General features: G+C 67.8%; 17 protein-coding genes. 15 read left to right on the top strand and 2 right to left on the bottom strand.

Features of this window, described 5'->3' with window-relative positions; translation table 11 throughout:
* Positions 1 to 14: 14 nt before the first annotated feature.
* Entirely contained in the window at positions 15 to 1259 is a 1245-nt protein-coding gene (locus XcodCFBP4690_RS00760; protein WP_104539161.1) for an MFS transporter, read from the bottom strand.
* A gap of 393 nt (positions 1260 to 1652) precedes the next feature.
* Between XcodCFBP4690_RS00760 and XcodCFBP4690_RS00770 the strand changes: the two genes are divergently transcribed.
* Positions 1653 to 1964: an FmdB family zinc ribbon protein gene (locus XcodCFBP4690_RS00770; protein WP_104539163.1), complete on the top strand. Its 312-nt coding sequence runs from the start codon at positions 1653 to 1655 to the stop codon at positions 1962 to 1964.
* A 72-nt stretch (positions 1965 to 2036) separates the two neighbouring features.
* A complete protein-coding gene (locus XcodCFBP4690_RS00775) occupies positions 2037 to 2624 on the top strand; it encodes a hypothetical protein (protein WP_244183552.1) in 588 nt (195 codons plus the stop codon).
* A gap of 99 nt (positions 2625 to 2723) precedes the next feature.
* Here XcodCFBP4690_RS00775 and XcodCFBP4690_RS00780 read toward each other — a convergent pair whose 3' ends face one another.
* Positions 2724 to 3491: a DUF3011 domain-containing protein gene (locus XcodCFBP4690_RS00780; RefSeq protein WP_104539165.1), complete on the bottom strand. Its 768-nt coding sequence runs from the start codon at positions 3489 to 3491 to the stop codon at positions 2724 to 2726.
* Positions 3492 to 3648: 157 nt separating this feature from the next.
* Between XcodCFBP4690_RS00780 and aspS the strand changes: the two genes are divergently transcribed.
* From aspS to tolA, 13 genes are all read left to right on the top strand, one after another.
* A complete protein-coding gene (gene aspS / locus XcodCFBP4690_RS00785; protein ID WP_104539166.1) occupies positions 3649 to 5415 on the top strand; it encodes an aspartate--tRNA ligase in 1767 nt (588 codons plus the stop codon).
* A 383-nt stretch (positions 5416 to 5798) separates the two neighbouring features.
* Entirely contained in the window at positions 5799 to 6326 is a 528-nt protein-coding gene (locus tag XcodCFBP4690_RS00790; RefSeq protein ID WP_104539167.1) for a GNAT family N-acetyltransferase, read from the top strand.
* Between the two features lie 157 nt (positions 6327 to 6483).
* Positions 6484 to 7161, top strand: a complete 678-nt coding sequence (locus XcodCFBP4690_RS00795) for an esterase/lipase family protein (RefSeq protein WP_146091797.1) — start codon at positions 6484 to 6486, stop codon at positions 7159 to 7161.
* Between the two features lie 89 nt (positions 7162 to 7250).
* Complete coding sequence (locus XcodCFBP4690_RS00800; RefSeq protein ID WP_104539168.1) at positions 7251 to 7979, top strand: YebC/PmpR family DNA-binding transcriptional regulator; 729 nt, start codon at positions 7251 to 7253, stop codon at positions 7977 to 7979.
* Positions 7980 to 8091: 112 nt separating this feature from the next.
* The gene (gene ruvC / locus XcodCFBP4690_RS00805) at positions 8092 to 8616 is read left to right on the top strand and encodes a crossover junction endodeoxyribonuclease RuvC (protein WP_104539169.1); all 525 of its coding nucleotides are present in this window, start codon (positions 8092 to 8094) and stop codon (positions 8614 to 8616) included.
* A gap of 157 nt (positions 8617 to 8773) precedes the next feature.
* Positions 8774 to 9358 (top strand): Holliday junction branch migration protein RuvA, encoded by a 585-nt coding sequence (ruvA, locus tag XcodCFBP4690_RS00810; RefSeq protein ID WP_104539170.1) that lies wholly within the window; start codon positions 8774 to 8776, stop codon positions 9356 to 9358.
* 53 nt (positions 9359 to 9411) lie between these two features.
* Entirely contained in the window at positions 9412 to 11319 is a 1908-nt protein-coding gene (locus XcodCFBP4690_RS00815) for a potassium transporter Kup (RefSeq protein WP_104539171.1), read from the top strand.
* Positions 11320 to 11321: 2 nt separating this feature from the next.
* Positions 11322 to 12440, top strand: a complete 1119-nt coding sequence (locus XcodCFBP4690_RS00820) for an SMI1/KNR4 family protein (protein ID WP_104539172.1) — start codon at positions 11322 to 11324, stop codon at positions 12438 to 12440.
* A 39-nt stretch (positions 12441 to 12479) separates the two neighbouring features.
* Positions 12480 to 13517, top strand: coding sequence for a Holliday junction branch migration DNA helicase RuvB (gene ruvB, locus XcodCFBP4690_RS00825; protein WP_104539173.1), 1038 nt, complete (start codon positions 12480 to 12482; stop codon positions 13515 to 13517).
* A gap of 52 nt (positions 13518 to 13569) precedes the next feature.
* On the top strand, positions 13570 to 14028 hold the full coding sequence (ybgC, locus tag XcodCFBP4690_RS00830) for a tol-pal system-associated acyl-CoA thioesterase (RefSeq protein ID WP_104539174.1): 459 nt from the start codon (positions 13570 to 13572) through the stop codon (positions 14026 to 14028).
* Positions 14029 to 14039: 11 nt separating this feature from the next.
* On the top strand, positions 14040 to 14819 hold the full coding sequence (gene tolQ, locus XcodCFBP4690_RS00835) for a protein TolQ (RefSeq protein ID WP_104539175.1): 780 nt from the start codon (positions 14040 to 14042) through the stop codon (positions 14817 to 14819).
* Between the two features lie 157 nt (positions 14820 to 14976).
* Positions 14977 to 15426 (top strand): protein TolR, encoded by a 450-nt coding sequence (tolR, locus tag XcodCFBP4690_RS00840; protein WP_104539176.1) that lies wholly within the window; start codon positions 14977 to 14979, stop codon positions 15424 to 15426.
* The gene (gene tolA / locus XcodCFBP4690_RS00845) at positions 15416 to 16456 is read left to right on the top strand and encodes a cell envelope integrity protein TolA (RefSeq protein WP_104539177.1); all 1041 of its coding nucleotides are present in this window, start codon (positions 15416 to 15418) and stop codon (positions 16454 to 16456) included. The genes tolR and tolA overlap by 11 nt, the downstream gene beginning before the upstream one ends.
* Positions 16457 to 16600 lie beyond the last annotated feature (144 nt).

The raw sequence follows: 16600 nt of genomic DNA on the forward strand, positions 1-16600 counted from the left end.
CTTGTTCGCTGTCGTCAGCCGCGCGTGCTGCTTCGCGCCGCTTCGGTTTGCTGCGTTTCCGGCATCAATTCCAGTGCCGATGGCGTGGTGCGCAGCATCGGACGGAACGCAATGGGGTGCGTGCGACGGCGCGCAAAGCGTAGCAGCCGCGACAGCGTAAAGCCGGCCAGCGCCAGCAACATCACGGCGAAATACACCGGCAAGGCGGCCGGGCCGAACTTCTGCATCGCACCGCCGGCCAGTGCCGGGCCGATGGCCGCGCCCACGCCATGCACCAGCAGCAGGCTGCTGCAGCCGGACAACAGGTCTTCGCGCGGCAGATAGTCCAGCATGTGCGCCACCGCAAACGGGTACAGCGAAAACGCCAGGCCGCCATAGACGAAGAACAGCACGAACAGCAGTGTGGTCTGCGCCTGCACCATCGGCACGGCCGCGGCGATGGCAGCGCCGGCAGCCAGTACGCTGACCGCGACCAGGCCGATCCGGCGGTCGTGGCCATCGCTGATGCGCCCGATCGGCCACTGCAATACCGCGCCGCCCACGATGGCGGTGAGCATGAACATCGCCACGCCGTCGGCATCCAGCCCGATGCGGTTGGCGTATACCGGCAGCAGGCCCCAGAACGCACCCATCGCCAGGCCGGAAAGGCCGGCGCCCATCGTCGCCACCGGCGCCAGCGCATACAACGTGATCAACCGCAGCCGCGAGACCTGCGGCACCTCGGGCGGGATCAGCCGCGTGGTCATCACCGGCATGACGGCTGCACAGAACAGGATCGCCGTCAGCGTGAACATCGCCGGTGCGCCTGCATCGCCAATGGTGAGCAGGATCTGCCCTAGTGCCAGCGCCGACAGGTTGATCGCCATGTACACCGAAAACACCCGGCTGCGCCGGCGCGCATCCGGCTCGGCGTTGAGCCAGCTTTCGATCACCGTGTACAGGCCCACCAGCGCTGCACCGGTGACCAGCCGCAGCACGCCCCAACCCCATGGGGTCAGCCAGATCGGATGCAGCAGCACCGCAATGGCCGCTAGCGATGCATAGAACGCGAAGGCGCGGATATGCCCGATGCGCCGAATCAGCGGCGGTGCGAAGAAGGTGCCCAGAAAGAAGCCGGCAAAGTAGCCGGACATGATCAGCCCCAGCGCACGCGCGTCGAAGCCGGCCAGGCCGCCGCGTACGGCAAGCAAGGTACCCAGCAGCCCGCTGCCGGTCAGCAACAGGGCAACGCCAAGCAGCAGGGCGGTCAACCGCAGCATGGATGCGGCACTCGTGGGGAGAACGTCGCGTCGATCACGGCATCGAGTGTAGCAGTCCGGTGGATGCGGCCAGCGCGGCCCGGCGTGATGCGGCTGGCAGATTCGCAGCGAACCACCCGCAGCAACGGGACCCGGGCAGACGAAGCGAATCGCCATATGCATGCAGTCCCGCACGCGCAGTGGCTGCGTATGCGTCGCACCGGCCGGCCATGCGCGCGTGCGCGCCAACGGACGTTGCGTGGCGACGCTGCTGCGCGCGGCATCTGCGGCGAGCATTTCGACAACACGGCGAGGTTGCCGGCCTTGCCGCGCATCGCGGCGCGCCGTTGCGCCAGCGCCTGCGCATCCGTCTAGAATCTGCGCCCCCCGCATCGTCTTCCAATAGCCTTCGTCATGCCCATCTACGCGTTCCAGTGCACCACCTGCGGCCACACATTCGACCGCCTGCAGAAGATGGCCGACCCCGATCCGCAGACCTGCCCGGCCTGCGCCGCAGCCACCATCAAGCGCCAGGTCACCGCGCCGGCGTTCCGCTTGTCCGGCAGCGGCTGGTACGAGACCGATTTCAAGTCGGCCGGCGAAAAGAAGAAGAACCTCACCGAAACCAGTGGCGGCGGCGACGCCAAGCCAGCAGCTGCCAGCGACAGCAAACCGGCCGCTCCGGCCGCCCCGGCTCCGGCCAAGCCGGCGTCCGACAAGGCGTGATCACGGCAAGGCGTGATCACGGCAAGGCGCGGCCTGGTCGCCAGGCTGGCTCTGCGCTGCTGGCCAGGGCTGCTGGTCGCGGTACTGAGCGGATGCATCGTTTCCGCCCCGTCGAGCCGCGCCAACCCGGACGCGCCGGCGGATCGCTTCCTGGCTGCGCTCGCCGCCTCCTGCGGGCAGGCCTTTGCCGGCCGCGTGCTGGTCGACACGCCCGCATCGGCCACGCCCGGCCCGTTTGCCGGCAAGGCATTGGTGATGCATGTGCGCGGTTGCCAGGAGCCGACGCGCACGCTGCGGGTGCCGTTGCACGTGGGCAAGGACCATTCGCGCACCTGGGTGCTGACCCGCACCCCGGCCGGCCTGCGGCTCAGGCACGACCATCGCCATGCCGACGGCAGCGCCGATGCACTGACCGGCTACGGTGGGGACAGCACGGGCGCCGGCAGCGCCAGCCGCCAGGAATTCCCGGTGGATGCCGACTCGATTGCCTTGTTCAAGCGATTGGGTGCCACTGCCTCGTTGCACAACACCTGGGCCATCGAGGTCGAGCCAGGCCGGCGCGTGGTGTATGAGCTGAGTCGCCCGGACGGGCGGCTGTTTCGAGTGGCGTTCGATCTTACCCAGCCGGTCGCGTTGCCGCCCGCGCCGTGGGGCGGTTGAACGGGGCGGGCGGCTGCTGCCTGTCGCCGACGGTACGCGCCCGGCCTGCGCCGCATGCGGCGTGGGCCCGACTACGGCGCATCCATGCGCCGCTCCGGATCAGCGTGCGTCGAAGCGTGCGCGGCAACCGTCGTTGACCCAGACGGTGGAGCGGCGCGGGTCGTAGCCCCAGGTGCGACCTTCTTCGCAACGGGTGTTCGAGAGTTGCCGGGTCAACACCGGGCGGCCGGCGCGGCCGTTCCAGTCGCAGGTGCGCAGGCGGCGGTCGTCGCTGCTGCAGGTCACCGAGTAATTGCCGTCGGGGCGGCCGCCGTACCCGTCATCGCGATCCCAGCCGCCGCCGCGGGCCTGCGCAAACTCGGCCCGGCACCCGTCGTCCACCCAGATCCGGCCGTTCTCCTGGTGCCAGTTGCGGCCCTCCACGCAGGGGGTGCCCGAAAGCTGGCGCACGATCATGGCGCGCCGCCAGCCGGTGTTGCAGATCGCCTGGCGCTGGTCGCGGCTCTCGCAGCGCACGGTGCCGGCGGCGGCGTTGCCAGGGCGGTCGTCGCCGCCATTCCAGCCGCCACCGCCCCAGCCGCCACGCGCCTCGACGAAGCGGCCACGGCAACCGTTATCCACCCAGATCCGGCCGCGCTCGCTGCCCCAGTTGCGGCCTTCGATGCAGCGGGTGCCGGAGATGTTCTCCACCAGCGCGGCGCGCCCGCGAAACGGGGTGTCGCACTCGCGGCGGCGGTTGTCGTTGCTGGAACAGGTGATGCTGGGGCCATTGAAGCCGCGGTCCTGCGCGGCGGCGGGGCGGCTGCCCAGTGCGCCAGCGAGGGTGATCAGACTGAAGCTGGAGATCAGCAGGGCGGTGCGCAGCATCGAGGCGTCCTTGGTGCGGGAGGGGCGTGGCGCCTATTCAGCCGGGCCCTGACTTAAGCGCCGGTGACCGCCGCCGCATTTGCTCCCGCCGGCCGCCGGCCCCAGAATATCCGGCTTTCCGGCGCCGTCCTGCGTCGGGTTTTCAGCGGAGCTTTCGATGCGTACCCACTTCTGCGGCCTGGTCGACGAGACCATGATCGGCCAAACCGTCACTCTCGCCGGCTGGACCGACGTGGCCCGCAATCTGGGCGGGGTGTGCTTCATCGACCTGCGCGACCACGAAGGCATCGTGCAGGTGACGGTGGAGCCGGCCGAAGGCGACGCCAACTCCGCCGAGGTGTTCAAGGTCGCCGCCAGCCTGGGCTACGAGGACGTGCTGCAGGTCGAAGGCGTGGTGCGTGCGCGCCACGCGGTCAACGACAAGCTGCGCTCCGGCAAGGTGGAGGTGATCGCCACGCGTATCAGCATCCTCAACAAGGCCGCGCCGCTACCGTTCCATGCGCACGAAAACCCCGGCGAGGACACCCGCCTGAAGTACCGATATCTGGACCTGCGCCGTCCGGAGATGCAGCGCATGCAGCGCACCCGCATCAAGCTGGTGCAGGCGCTGCGCCGGCACCTGGATGCGCGCGGCTTCCAGGACATCGAAACCCCGATCCTGACCAAGGCCACCCCGGAAGGCGCGCGCGACTTCCTGGTGCCGGCGCGCATGCATCCGGGCGAGTTCTACGCGTTGCCGCAGAGCCCGCAGCTGTTCAAGCAGATCCTGATGGTGGCCGGCTTCGACCGCTACTACCAGATCGCACGCTGCTTCCGTGACGAGGCGCTGCGTGCCGATCGCCAGCTGGAATTCACCCAGCTGGACATGGAGTTCGCCTTCGTGCGCGAGCGCGACGTGCAGGATTTCGTCGAAGACATGATCCGCGCCATCTTCAAGGAAGTGGTGGATGTGGAGCTGGCCGCGCAGTTCCCGCGCATGACCTGGGCCGAGGCGATGCGTCGCTATGGCTCGGACAAGCCGGACCTGCGCATCGCGCTGGAACTGGTCGATGTGGCCGAGCTGGTCAAGAGCAGCGAATTCCCGGTGTTCACCGCCGCCGCCAACGATGCCGACGGTCGCGTGGCTGCGCTGCGCATTCCGGGCGGTGCCACGCTCTCGCGCAAGCAGATCGACGACTACGCCGCGCACGCCGCCAAATACGGCGCCAAGGGTCTGGCCTACATCAAGCTGTCGGAGACCGGCGAAGTCAGCTCGCCGATCGCCAAGTTCTTCTCCGAAGACGCGTTCGCCGCGCTGCTCAAGCACGTGGGTGCAGGCAATGGCGACATCGTGTTCTTCGGTGCCGGCGGCTACACCAAGGTGTCCGATTTCATGGGCGCGCTGCGCCTGAAGGCCGGCAAGGACTTCAACCTGGTCGCCGATGGCTGGGCGCCGCTGTGGGTAACCGACTTCCCGATGTTCGAATGGGACGAGGAAGCGCAGCGCTACGTCGCCCTGCATCACCCCTTCACCGCACCGGCGGTGGACGATATCGCCGACCTGCGCGCCAATGCCCGCACTGCGGTATCGCGCGGCTACGACATGGTGCTCAACGGCAATGAAATCGGCGGCGGCTCGATCCGTATCCATCGCCCGGACATGCAGAGCGCGGTGTTCGAACTGCTTGGCATCGGTGCCGACGAAGCGCGGGCCAAGTTCGGCTTCCTGCTGGACGCATTGAACTACGGCGCACCGCCGCACGGCGGCATCGCCTTCGGCATCGACCGCATCGCCGCGCTGATGGCCGGCACCGAATCCATCCGCGACGTGATCCCGTTCCCCAAGACCACCGGCGCGCAGGACCTGATGACCGACGCCCCGTCGCCGATCGCCGCCGAGCAACTGGCCGAAGTGCACGTGCAGGTGCGTCCCAAGCAGGCCTGACCTGCATCGGGCCTGGCCACGCCGAGTGCGTGGCCGGGTGGCGCTGCCGGGCCACACGCAGCCAGCACCGCGCTCCGATTCGGCGCCGTTGATGCCTTCATAGAAAGCGTTGGGCAGGACCCGCCACGCAAGGCATGGCACACCGCGCCGCCATGTCACCGCGCCCCCGGTCCCCGCTGCAAGCAATACCGAAGCCGGCGCCCATCGCAGATCCGGCACAGCCTGCCGCTTACCGGGCCGCGGCCCCTGCTTGTCGCTCTCCCGACTCCCGAATCCCGACTCCCGAATCCCGAATCCCGAATCCCGAATCCCGAATCCCCCCGCTTGCACCACCAACGCCGCATGCGACAAGCTGCCACGTCCATCCGGCACGAGAAGCCCGCATGACCCGCATCCGCCGCGCCACGCCGGACGATGCCGAAGCCTTGTCGCTTCTGGCTGCGCAGACCTTTACCGAAACCTTCGGTCATCTCTACCCGCAGGAAGACCTGCGCGGCTTTCTCGAAGAGACCTACGCGGTCGAGCGCGCACGCATCGTGCTGGCGCAGCCGGACTATGCGATCTGGCTGCTGGAGCTGGACAACCTGCTGGTCGGCCACGCCGCCGCCGGTCCGTGCGGCTTGCCGCATGAGGACGTGCGCCCCGGCGATGGTGAGCTCAAGCGCTTGTATCTGCTCAAGGACTATCAAAGCAGCGGCTGGGGCAGCCGCTTGTTCGAAACCGCGCTGGAGTGGCTGGAGCGCGACGGCCCGCGCACGCTGTGGATCGGGGTGTGGTCGGAAAACTTCGGCGCCCAGCGCTTCTATGCCCGCTACGGTTTCGAGAAGGTGGGCGAGTACGATTTTCCGGTCGGCAAGATCATCGACCGCGAGTTCATCCTGCGGCGTGGGCCGATCGCTGCCGCGGGCTGAGCGAGGGGCGGGGATTGGGGGATTAGAGATTCGGGATTGGCGTGGTCCGCCGCACCGCCTCCGTTCATGCGCCAGCACCGGGCGCTCGTACACTGCAGGTCCTGCGCCGCGTCCGCCTTGCCCGACGCCCGCGCGCCACGTTCCGGTCCTCCTGCCCTTGTCCAGCGCATCTTCGGCCCTTGCGGTCGCCCCGCGACGCAGCGCGCGCAAGCAATCGACCACCACCACGGCCGATGTGCTGCTGGTGCATGGCATCTGGAATACCGCGCACTGGCTGCTGCCACTGGCCCGCCGGCTACGTGGCGACGGGCTGGCGCCGGCGCTGTTCGGCTACGCCAGCGTGCTGGGCGGTCCGGCGCAGGCGGTGCCGCAGCTGATCGCGCGCGTGCGCAGCAGTGGTGCGCAGCTGCTGGTCTGTCACAGCCTGGGCGGGCTGATGGCGGTGCAGGCCTTGCATGAGGCGCCCGACCTGCCGGTGCGGCGGGTGGTCTGCCTGGGCTCGCCGCTGTGCGGCAGCGCTGCCGCGCGCGGGCTGGCCCGGCGTGGCGGCGTCTGGGCCATGGGTCGCAGCGCCGCGTTGCTGCAGCAGGGCTTTGCGCAGTGGGAAGGTGCGGCCGAGATCGGTCAGGTGGCCGGCTGCATCCCGCGTGGCGTCGGCCGCTGGCTGGCGCCACTGGACGGCGACTCCGACGGCACCGTGGCGCTGGCCGAAACCCGCCTGCCCGGGCTGCGCGACCACTGCGTGGTGCAGGCCAGCCACAGCGGCCTGCTGCGCTCGCCGGCTGCCGCCGCGCAGGCGCTGGCCTTCCTGCGCCAGGGCCGCTTTCGGCAGTGAACATCCGCTGGCGCATGTCGCGGCCCCGGTGAGTGCAAGCAATCAGGTAAAATCCGCGCCCTGTCATCCAAGCCAGTCTGGAACCACCCATGGGTAGAGGCCCCTCCATCGAAGGCCGCAAGAACGCCTCCGACGCCAAACGCGGCAAGATGTTCACCAAGATCATCCGCGAGATCAGCGTGGCCGCCCGCGCCGGCGGCGGCGACCCGTCCAACAACCCGCGCCTGCGCACCGCCATGGACAAGGCCCTGTCGTCCAACATGTCCAAGGACGTGATGGAGCGCGCCATCAAGAAATCCACCGGCGAGCTGGAAGGAGTGGAGTACGAGGAAATCCGCTACGAAGGCTATGCGCCCGGCGGCGTGGCGGTGATCGTGGACTGCCTCACCGACAACCGCGTGCGCACCGTAGCCGATGTGCGCCACGCCTTCAGCAAGTGCGGCGGCAACATGGGCACCGAGGGCTCGGTGGCCTTCATGTTCAAGCGCCTGGGCGTGCTCAGCTTCGCCGCTGGCGTCGATGAAGACGCGCTCACCGATGCCGCCATCGAAGCCGGCGCCGACGATGTGGTGGTGTACCCGGAGGATGGCGCCATCGACGTGCTGACCGCGCCGGACGCCTTCGCCCAGGTCCGGGACGCCCTGGCCGCCGCCGGCCTGGAGCCCGCGCACGCCGAAATCACCTTCCGCGCCGAGAACGACATCGCCGTCGACAGCGACACCGCCGTGCAGGTCCGCAAGCTGCTGGACATGCTCGAAGACCTGGACGACGTGCAGGACGTGTATTCGAACGTCGATCAAGCGGCGCTTGGCGCCTGATGCAGGCCGGGATGGCGGGATTGGGCATTCGGGATTCGCGACAGCGATGGACGCACCGCGCTGCGCGCAGGTTACCAATCCCGAATCTCCAATCCCCAATCCCGGCCCCCCAATGATCCGCATCCTGGGCATCGATCCCGGCTCGCAGCGCACCGGGGTCGGCATCATCGATATCGACGAGAGCGGTCGCAGCCGGCATGTGCACCACGCGCCGCTGATGCTGCTGGGCGAGGGCGACTTCTCCCAGCGGCTCAAGCGGCTGCTGCACGGGCTGGGCGAGTTGATCGATACCTACCGGCCGCAGGAAGTGGCGATCGAGAAGGTCTTCATGGGCAAGAGCGCCGATTCGGCGCTCAAGCTCGGCCACGCCCGCGGTGCGGCGATCTGCGCGGTGGTCATGCGCGAACTGCCGGTGCACGAGTACGCGGCCACCGAAATCAAGCTCGCGCTGGTCGGCAAGGGCGGTGCGGACAAGCTGCAGGTCCAGCACATGGTCGGCATCATGCTCAACCTGAAAGGCAAGCTGCAGCCCGACGCCGCCGATGCACTGGCCGTCGCCATCACCCACGCCCATGTGCGCGCCACCGCGCAGCGCCTGGGCGTCAACACCCAACTGGCCTGGAGCCGGAAGAAATGAGAATCGGGAGTCGGGATTCGGGATTGGGGATTCGCAAAAGCGGGTCCGCCTGCGCTGAGTTGATGGGGCTGTATGCGGCAGTCGTTAACGGCCGCGAGGGAAATAACCAATCCCCAATTCCGAATGCCCAATCCCGGCACCGCCGCGGCGGTGCCCAATGATCGGCCGTCTGCGCGGCATTCTGGCCTACAAGCAGCCGCCGTGGCTGGTGATCGATGTGGGCGGAGTGGGGTACGAGCTGGAGGCGCCGATGAGCACCTTCTACGACCTGCCCGATGTCGGCCGCGACGTCATCCTGTTCACCCACTACGCGCAGAAGGAAGACAGCGTCGCGCTGTACGGCTTCCTGCGCGAGGGCGAGCGGCGCCTGTTCCGCGACGTGCAGAAGGTCACCGGCATCGGCGCAAAGATCGCGCTGGCGGTGTTGTCCGGGGTCAGCGTGGACGAGTTCGCCCGGCTGATCACCAGCGGCGACATCACCGCGCTCACCCGCATTCCGGGCATCGGCAAGAAGACCGCCGAGCGCATGGTGGTGGAGCTGCGCGACCGCGCCGCCGACTTCAGCAGCGGCGCGCCGATCACCGGCCAGCTCGGTCCGGATGCGGTGTCCGAGGCCACCGTCGCGCTGCAGCAACTGGGCTACAAGCCGGCCGAGGCTGCGCGCATGGCACGCGACGCCGGGGCGGAAGGCGACGATGTCGCCACGGTCATTCGCAAGGCCCTCCAGGCCGCGCTGCGTTAAGCAGTCTCGGCCTTTCCCATTCTTCACGCCCTTCGGCGATACCCTGCGCACCCATGTCACAGACCTCCACTCCTGCAGCGGGCCACGGCCACGCGCCCGCCAACGGCCACATGGCCCTGGTCATCGGCGCCATCGGCGTCGTGTTCGGCGATATCGGCACCAGCCCGCTGTACACCCTGAAGGAGGCGTTCTCGCCGCACTACGGGTTGACCAGCGACCACGACACCGTGCTGGGCGTGCTGTCGCTGGCGTTCTGGGCGCTGATGATCACGGTGACGCTGAAGTACGTCACCATCATCATGCGCGCCGACAACGACGGCGAGGGCGGCATCATGGCGCTGATGGCGCTGGCCCAGCGCACTCTCAGGCATGGCTCGCGTTCGGCCTACGTGGTGGGCATCCTCGGCATCTTCGGCGCCTCGCTATTCTTCGGCGACGGCGTGATCACTCCGGCCATCTCGGTGATGGGCGCGGTGGAAGGCCTGGAGATCGCCGCGCCCAGCCTGCACCCGTTCATCGTGCCGATCACCGTGGTGGTGCTGCTGCTGGTGTTCATGGCCCAGCGCTTCGGTACCGAGAAGGTCGGCAAGGTGTTCGGGCCGATCACCTGCCTGTGGTTCCTGTCGCTGGGGGCGATCGGCGCCTGGAACATCGTCGATGCGCCGGAAGTGATGAAGGCCTTCAATCCCTGGTGGGCAATCCGCTTCTTTCTGGAGCACGGCTGGCACGGCGTGTTCATCCTCGGCGCGGTGGTGCTGGCGGTGACCGGCGGCGAGGCGCTGTATGCGGACATGGGCCACTTCGGTGCGCGCCCGATCCGCCACGGCTGGTACTTCTTCGTGCTGCCGATGCTGCTGCTGAACTATCTGGGGCAGGGCGCGCTGGTGCTCAACCACCCGTCCGCGCTGAAAAACCCGTTCTTCGAAGCGGTGCCGGGCTGGGCGCTGTATCCGATGATCATCCTGGCCACGCTGGCGGCGGTGATCGCCTCGCAGGCGGTGATCACCGGTGCCTATTCGGTGGCGCGCCAGGCCATGCAGCTGGGCTACATCCCGCGCATGCTGGTCAAGCACACCTCGCGCGACACCATCGGGCAGATCTACGTGCCCGGTATCAACTGGCTATTGATGGTGATGGTCATCGCGCTGGTGCTGATCTTCCGCAGCTCCACCAACCTGGCGGTGGCCTACGGCATCTCGGTGTCGATGACCATGCTGATCGACACCCTGCTGCTGGCGCTGGTGGCGCGCGCGCTGTGGCCGCGCTGGCGCAGCTGGGTGCTGCCGCTGTGCGTGGTGTTCTTCATCATCGAGCTGGCCTTCGTCGTCGCCAATGGCGCCAAGCTGTTGCAGGGCGCCTGGTTCCCGCTGGCACTGGGCATCGTGGTGTTCACCCTGATGCGCACCTGGCGCCGCGGCCGTGCGTTGCTGCGCGAGGAGATCCGCAAGGACGGTATCCGCATCGACAGCTTCCTGCCCGGGCTGATGCTGGCGCCGCCGGCGCGCGTGCCGGGCATGGCGGTGTTCCTCACCGCCGACCCGATGGTGGTGCCGCATGCGCTGATGCACAACCTCAAGCACAACAAGGTGCTGCACGAACGCAACATCTTCCTCAACGTGGACACCCTGCCGATTCCCTATGCGCCGGTGGACAAGCGTCTGCAGATCGAATCGATCGGCGATGAGTTCTATCGCGTGTACGTGCGCTTCGGCTTCATGGAAACGCCCGACGTGCCCTTGGCCTTGATGCGCTCCTGCGACCAGGGCGGCATCCACTTCGACCCGATGGACACCACCTTCTTCGCCAGCCGCGAGACCATCGTGGCCAGCGCCAACCGCGGCATGCCGATCTGGCGCGACAAGCTGTTCGCACTGATGCATCGCAATGCCGCACCGGCGACCGGGTTCTTCCGCATCCCCGGCAACCGCCTGGTCGAGTTGGGCGCGCAAGTGGAGATCTGAGCATGGCCGCGCTCAAGTGGATGGTCTACGGTCGCTCGCCGAGCCTGGACACCTTCTGGGACGAAGCACTCAACCTGGGGCGCGTGCCGGCCACCGATGCCGCGATCGCTGCAGCGCAAGAGCGTCTCGGCGTGCGCCTGCCGGCCTGGTTGCGCGGGCTGTACGCACGCTACGACGGCGGCGCGGTGCAGATGGCGCGTGGTCAATCTCTTGAGGAGCCGGACAACTGGCTCAAGGCCGAGTGGCTGATCCCGCGTGCACGCTTACTCGGCAGCGCGGAGCTGTTTTCTTTCGCCGAGGTCTGTGTTCGCGAGGAGTATCGCGATGACGCCTATGCCGGGCTGGCCATCGGCGACGACGACCGCCGCCTGATCGCCATCGCCGCCGATGACCGCTCGCCGAGCCGGGCGCTGTGCCTGGACTATTCGGCACCGGATACCGAGCCCACCCTGGTCTACGTCGATGCAGGCAAGAATCGCCGGTTGTGCGTGTTCGCCACTGTCGATGCCTTGCTCTCGCAACTGGTCGACGTCCACTACTGGTCGCCGGCCTTGCAGGCCAAGCATGATGGAAATACGGTGCAGTGGCAGCCGCAGCCGCCCGCAGTGAACACGTTCTGGAGCGGCCCCGGGCACTGGAACGAGGCCGGGACTGCGGCCGGCAGCGATGCGCTGGCCGCCGCCGAAGCCCGGCTGGGCGTACGCCTGCCGGCACTGTTCAAACGCCTTTACGGCGTGCAGGACGGCGGCGACACCGGCTGGTGCTGGGTGCCGCGGACCCGTTTTCCCTCCGACCACTACGTGGATTGGGAATGCGTGCTGGTGGATCGCTATCTGCTGCCGTTGGCGAGCATCGGCAGCGTGCTGGATCTGGCTGCGGGCTTCGAAGACCCCTCCGACTTCCGCGCTGCGGCGTGCCTGCATGCCGGTCTGGATCAGGTGCTGGTGCTGTCGTGTCACAACGTCGATTGCCTGCTGTGCCTGGACTATCGCGCGCGCGGCCCGCAGTGCGAGCCGGAGGTGGTCTATTTCGAGCTGTGGGAGCAGCTGGTGCCGACCTGGCGCGCACCGAGCTTCGACGCGTTCTTCAGCGTGCTGCGGCAGGCCGAGCTTGATTTCTAGACCCTGGGCCATCGGTGCGCGGCATGAGAAGATGGCGGGATGACCGAGCAGCGCATCATCGCCAGCAGCTCCACCCGCGAAGACGATGCCGCCGATGCGAGCATCCGGCCCAAGCGCCTGGCCGACTATCTCGGCCAGCAGCCGGTGCGCGAGCAGATGGAAATCTACATCCAGGCTGCCAAGGCGCGCAGCGAGGCGATGGACCATGTGCTGATCTTCGGGCCGCCGGGCCTGGGCAAGACCACGCTGAGCCACGTCATTGCCAACGAGCTGGGCGTCAGCCTGCGCGTGACCTCCGGCCCGGTGATCGAAAAGGCCGGCGATCTGGCCGCGCTGCTGACCAACCTGCAGCCGCACGATGTGCTGTTCATCGACGAGATCCATCGCCTGTCGCCGGTGGTGGAAGAAGTGCTGTATCCGGCGATGGAAGATTTCCAGATCGACATCATGATCGGCGACGGCCCGGCCGCGCGCTCGATCAAGATCGATCTGCCGCCGTTCACCCTGATCGGTGCCACCACGCGTGCGGGCCTGCTGACGGCACCGCTGCGCGATCGTTTCGGCATCGTGCAACGGCTGGAGTTCTATTCGCCGGCCGAGCTGACCCGTATCGTGATCCGCTCGGCGGCGATCCTGGGCATCGATTGCACGGCCGAAGGCGCGGGCGAGATCGCGCGTCGCGCCCGTGGCACGCCGCGGATCGCCAATCGCCTGCTGCGCCGGGTGCGCGACTACGCGCAGGTCAAGGCCGCCGGCCATATCGATCTGCCGGTGGCGCAGGCGGCCATGCAGATGCTGAAAGTGGATCCGGAGGGCTTCGACGAGCTCGACCGCCGCATGCTGCGCACCATCGTCGAGCACTTCGATGGCGGCCCGGTAGGCGTGGAATCGCTGGCGGCCTCGCTGTCGGAAGAACGCGGCACGCTGGAAGACGTGGTCGAGCCCTACCTGATCCAGCAGGGCTTTCTGATCCGCACCGCGCGCGGCCGCATGGTCACGCCCAAGGCCTATCTGCACCTGGGCCTAAAACCTCGGGACCCGGGACCCGGGACCGGGGACCCGGGGGAACTGTTTTGATGGCGCTCCTTTGCTCGCCCGCCCGGGCGGTCCCGATCAAAATTTCGTCCCCATGACCATCGAATCCCGATTCCCGACTCCCGACTCCCCGGCTGTATTCAGTTGGCCGACACGCGTCTACTGGGAAGATACCGACGCCGGTGGGGTGGTCTACCACGCGCGCTACGTCGCCTTTCTGGAGCGTGCGCGCAGCGAATGGATGCGCGCGGCCGGTTACGGGCAGGAGGCGATGCGCCAGCAGCATGGTCTGGTGTTTGCGGTCCGCTCGATGCAACTGGATTTCCTCAAGCCGGCCCGGCTCGACGACGCGTTGTCGGTGTCGGCGGTGTTGTTGAAGTGCAAACGGGCCAGCCTGCTGTTCGCGCAGTCGGTGCGCCGCGAAGGCGAAGTGTTGCTGACCGCACAGGTGCGCATTGCCGCGCTCGGTGCCGGCGACTTCCGCCCATGCGGCATGGACGACGCGGTATACGACGTTTTGAAAGCTCTAGAAACTCCAGAATCCGATTACTGAGGAACGAACGGATGTCGATTGCATTGCTCCTGGCCCTGCAGGACACGGTAGTGGAAGCACTGCCGCAGGAAGTCACCGCGGCCGCGGCGCAAACCGCCACGGCGGCGCACAACAGCAGCATCAACTACGTGGACCTGATCCTGCGGGCCAGTATCCCGGTCAAGATCATCGTGCTGTTGCTGCTGATCGGTTCGTTCATCAGCTGGGTGATCATTTTCCGCAAGGCGCGCGCGTTCAAGCTGGCCAATCGCGAGGCCGACGAGTTCGAGAACCGCTTCTGGTCGGGTGCCGATCTGGCCAAGCTGTACGCCTCGGCCACCGACCGCAACCGCAGCGTCGGTGGTCTGGAAGCGATGTTCGAAAGCGGTTTTCGCGAATTCTCGCGGCTGCGCGACCGCCGCCGCCTGGATGCGCGCGTGCAGCTGGAAGGTGCCCAGCGCGCCATGCGCACCACCTTCACCCGCGAAGTCGATCAGCTCGAGCGCAACCTGGAACTGTTGGCCAACATCGGCTCCACCGCGCCGTATGTCGGCCTGGTCGGCACCGTATTCGGCATCATGGTGACCATGCACGACATGGTCAGCAGCGGCGAGCAGGCCGGCATCGCCGCGGTGGCGCCGGGTATCTCCGAAGCGCTGTTCGCCACCGCGATCGGCCTGTTCGTGGCGATCCCGGCGGTGTGGGCCTACAACCGCTTCACCACCCGGGTGGAACGGCTGTCGGTGCGCTATGAAACCTTCGCCGACGAGTTCAGCTCCATCCTGCAGCGCCAGGCTGGCGCGGACGAGTGATGCGCGCTCCCGGCATGCATCCGCGCAGTTTGGTGCGGGAGATGGCCGGGCGAGCCAGTCGCGTCGATGCACAGCGCCCTGCGCGGCTGTCCCTCTCCCGGGCGCCGCGCCATCCCGCTGCCGCCCGGCGCCGAGGATCAATTAGGAACGTTTCGCGATGATTTCCGGTATTTCCCGCCGCAAGAAGCGCAAGCTCAAATCCGACATCAACGTCGTGCCGTACATCGACGTGATGCTGGTGCTGTTGATCATCTTCATGGTGACCGCACCACTGTTGACCCTGAGCACCGACGTCAACCTGCCGAGCTCGCGCGCCAAGGCGCTGGACAGCAAGCAAGACCCGGTGATCGTGGTGGTGGCGGCCGATGGCCAGCTGGCCCTGCAATTGCCCAAGGGCAAGCCGCAGCCGATGGATGTGGCGGCGCTGCAGGCGCAGCTGGCCGCCATCGTGGCCCAGGACAAGGACGCGCGCGTGGTGGTGGCCGGCGATCGCGCAGCGCCGTACCAGAAGATCATGGACGCCATCGATGTGCTCAAGCAGGCCAAGGTCGAGAAGGTCGGCCTGATTTCCGACTCCGGCGGCACCGCAGGCAGCGATGCACGCTGACGCATTCCCCACCCAAGGTGCGCGCGAGGATGGCTGGCTGCGGCCGGTGGTCCTGGCCCTGGTCGTGCACGTACTGGTCGCGCTGGTGTTCATCGCCGGCTGGCTGTGGTCGCCGGAACGTTCGGTGGAACCGGCCGCAGGCGATCCCAGCATGGAGGCCTCGCTGGACGTCTCCGCTGCCGAGGCCCGCGTGGCGCGTCAGGCGCTGAAGGCCACGCCGGTGGAAGCACCGCCGCCGCCGGCGCCATTGCCCGAGCCCGCACCGGAAGACAGCGTGCCGCCGCCGCAGCCGATTCCCGAGCCGCGCCCGCAGGACGCGCCCACCCCGCAGCAGGCGCAGGCGCAGGAGCGCGTGGCCCAGCCGGACAAGGTCGATCAGGACAAGGTCGATGCATTGGCCATTTCCGCCGAAAAGGCCAAGCAGGAACAAGAAGCCAAGCGCCGCCAGGAGCAGATCGACCTGACCGAGCGCAAGCGCCAGGAAGAGGCCGAGCAGAAACTGCGCCTGGCCAAGCAGCAGGAAGAAGCCGACGCCAAGAAGAAGCAGGCCGCCGCCCAGCAGGCGGCCGAAGAAGCCGAACGCCAGAAGAAGATCGCCGAGATCCGCCGCCAGCGCGAGCAGGCCACCAAGGAAGCGGCGCTGGCCGAGCAGAAGTTGCGCCAGGTCGCCGCTGCGCGTGCGCAGCAGGCCTCTGCCGCCGCGGCGACCAGCGCGCAGCCGACCGCCGGGCAGGGCGGGACCAGTACCGACCTGTCGGCCAAGTACGCCGCCGCGATCCAGCAGAAGGTGCTGGCGCAGTGGGTGCGTCCGCCATCGGTGCCGCCCGGCCAGAAGTGCACCATCAACATCCGTCAGCTGCCCGGTGGCAGCGTGATGGAGGCCAAGGTCGCGCCGGGCTGCCCGTACGACGAGGCGGGCCAGCGCTCGATCGAAGCGGCGGTATTGAGCGCGCAGCCGCTGCCGTATCGCGGCTTCGAATCGGTGTTCCAGCGCAACCTGACCTTCGTGTTCACCGCGCAGGATCAGTAATCGCCGCATGCCGCCCCGGGCGTCGGTGATCGACGTCCGCTGGCGCCAGGTCGCCCGCGGCAGGCCGCAGGCGATCTGGCGCGATCTGCCTCCAAGCCTCACGGAGATGTCTTCCCGTTGTTCGCTCGCTCCATTTTCACGCTG

The organism is Xanthomonas codiaei (assembly GCF_002939785.1).
GTDB classification, from domain to species: Bacteria; Pseudomonadota; Gammaproteobacteria; order Xanthomonadales; family Xanthomonadaceae; genus Xanthomonas; species Xanthomonas codiaei.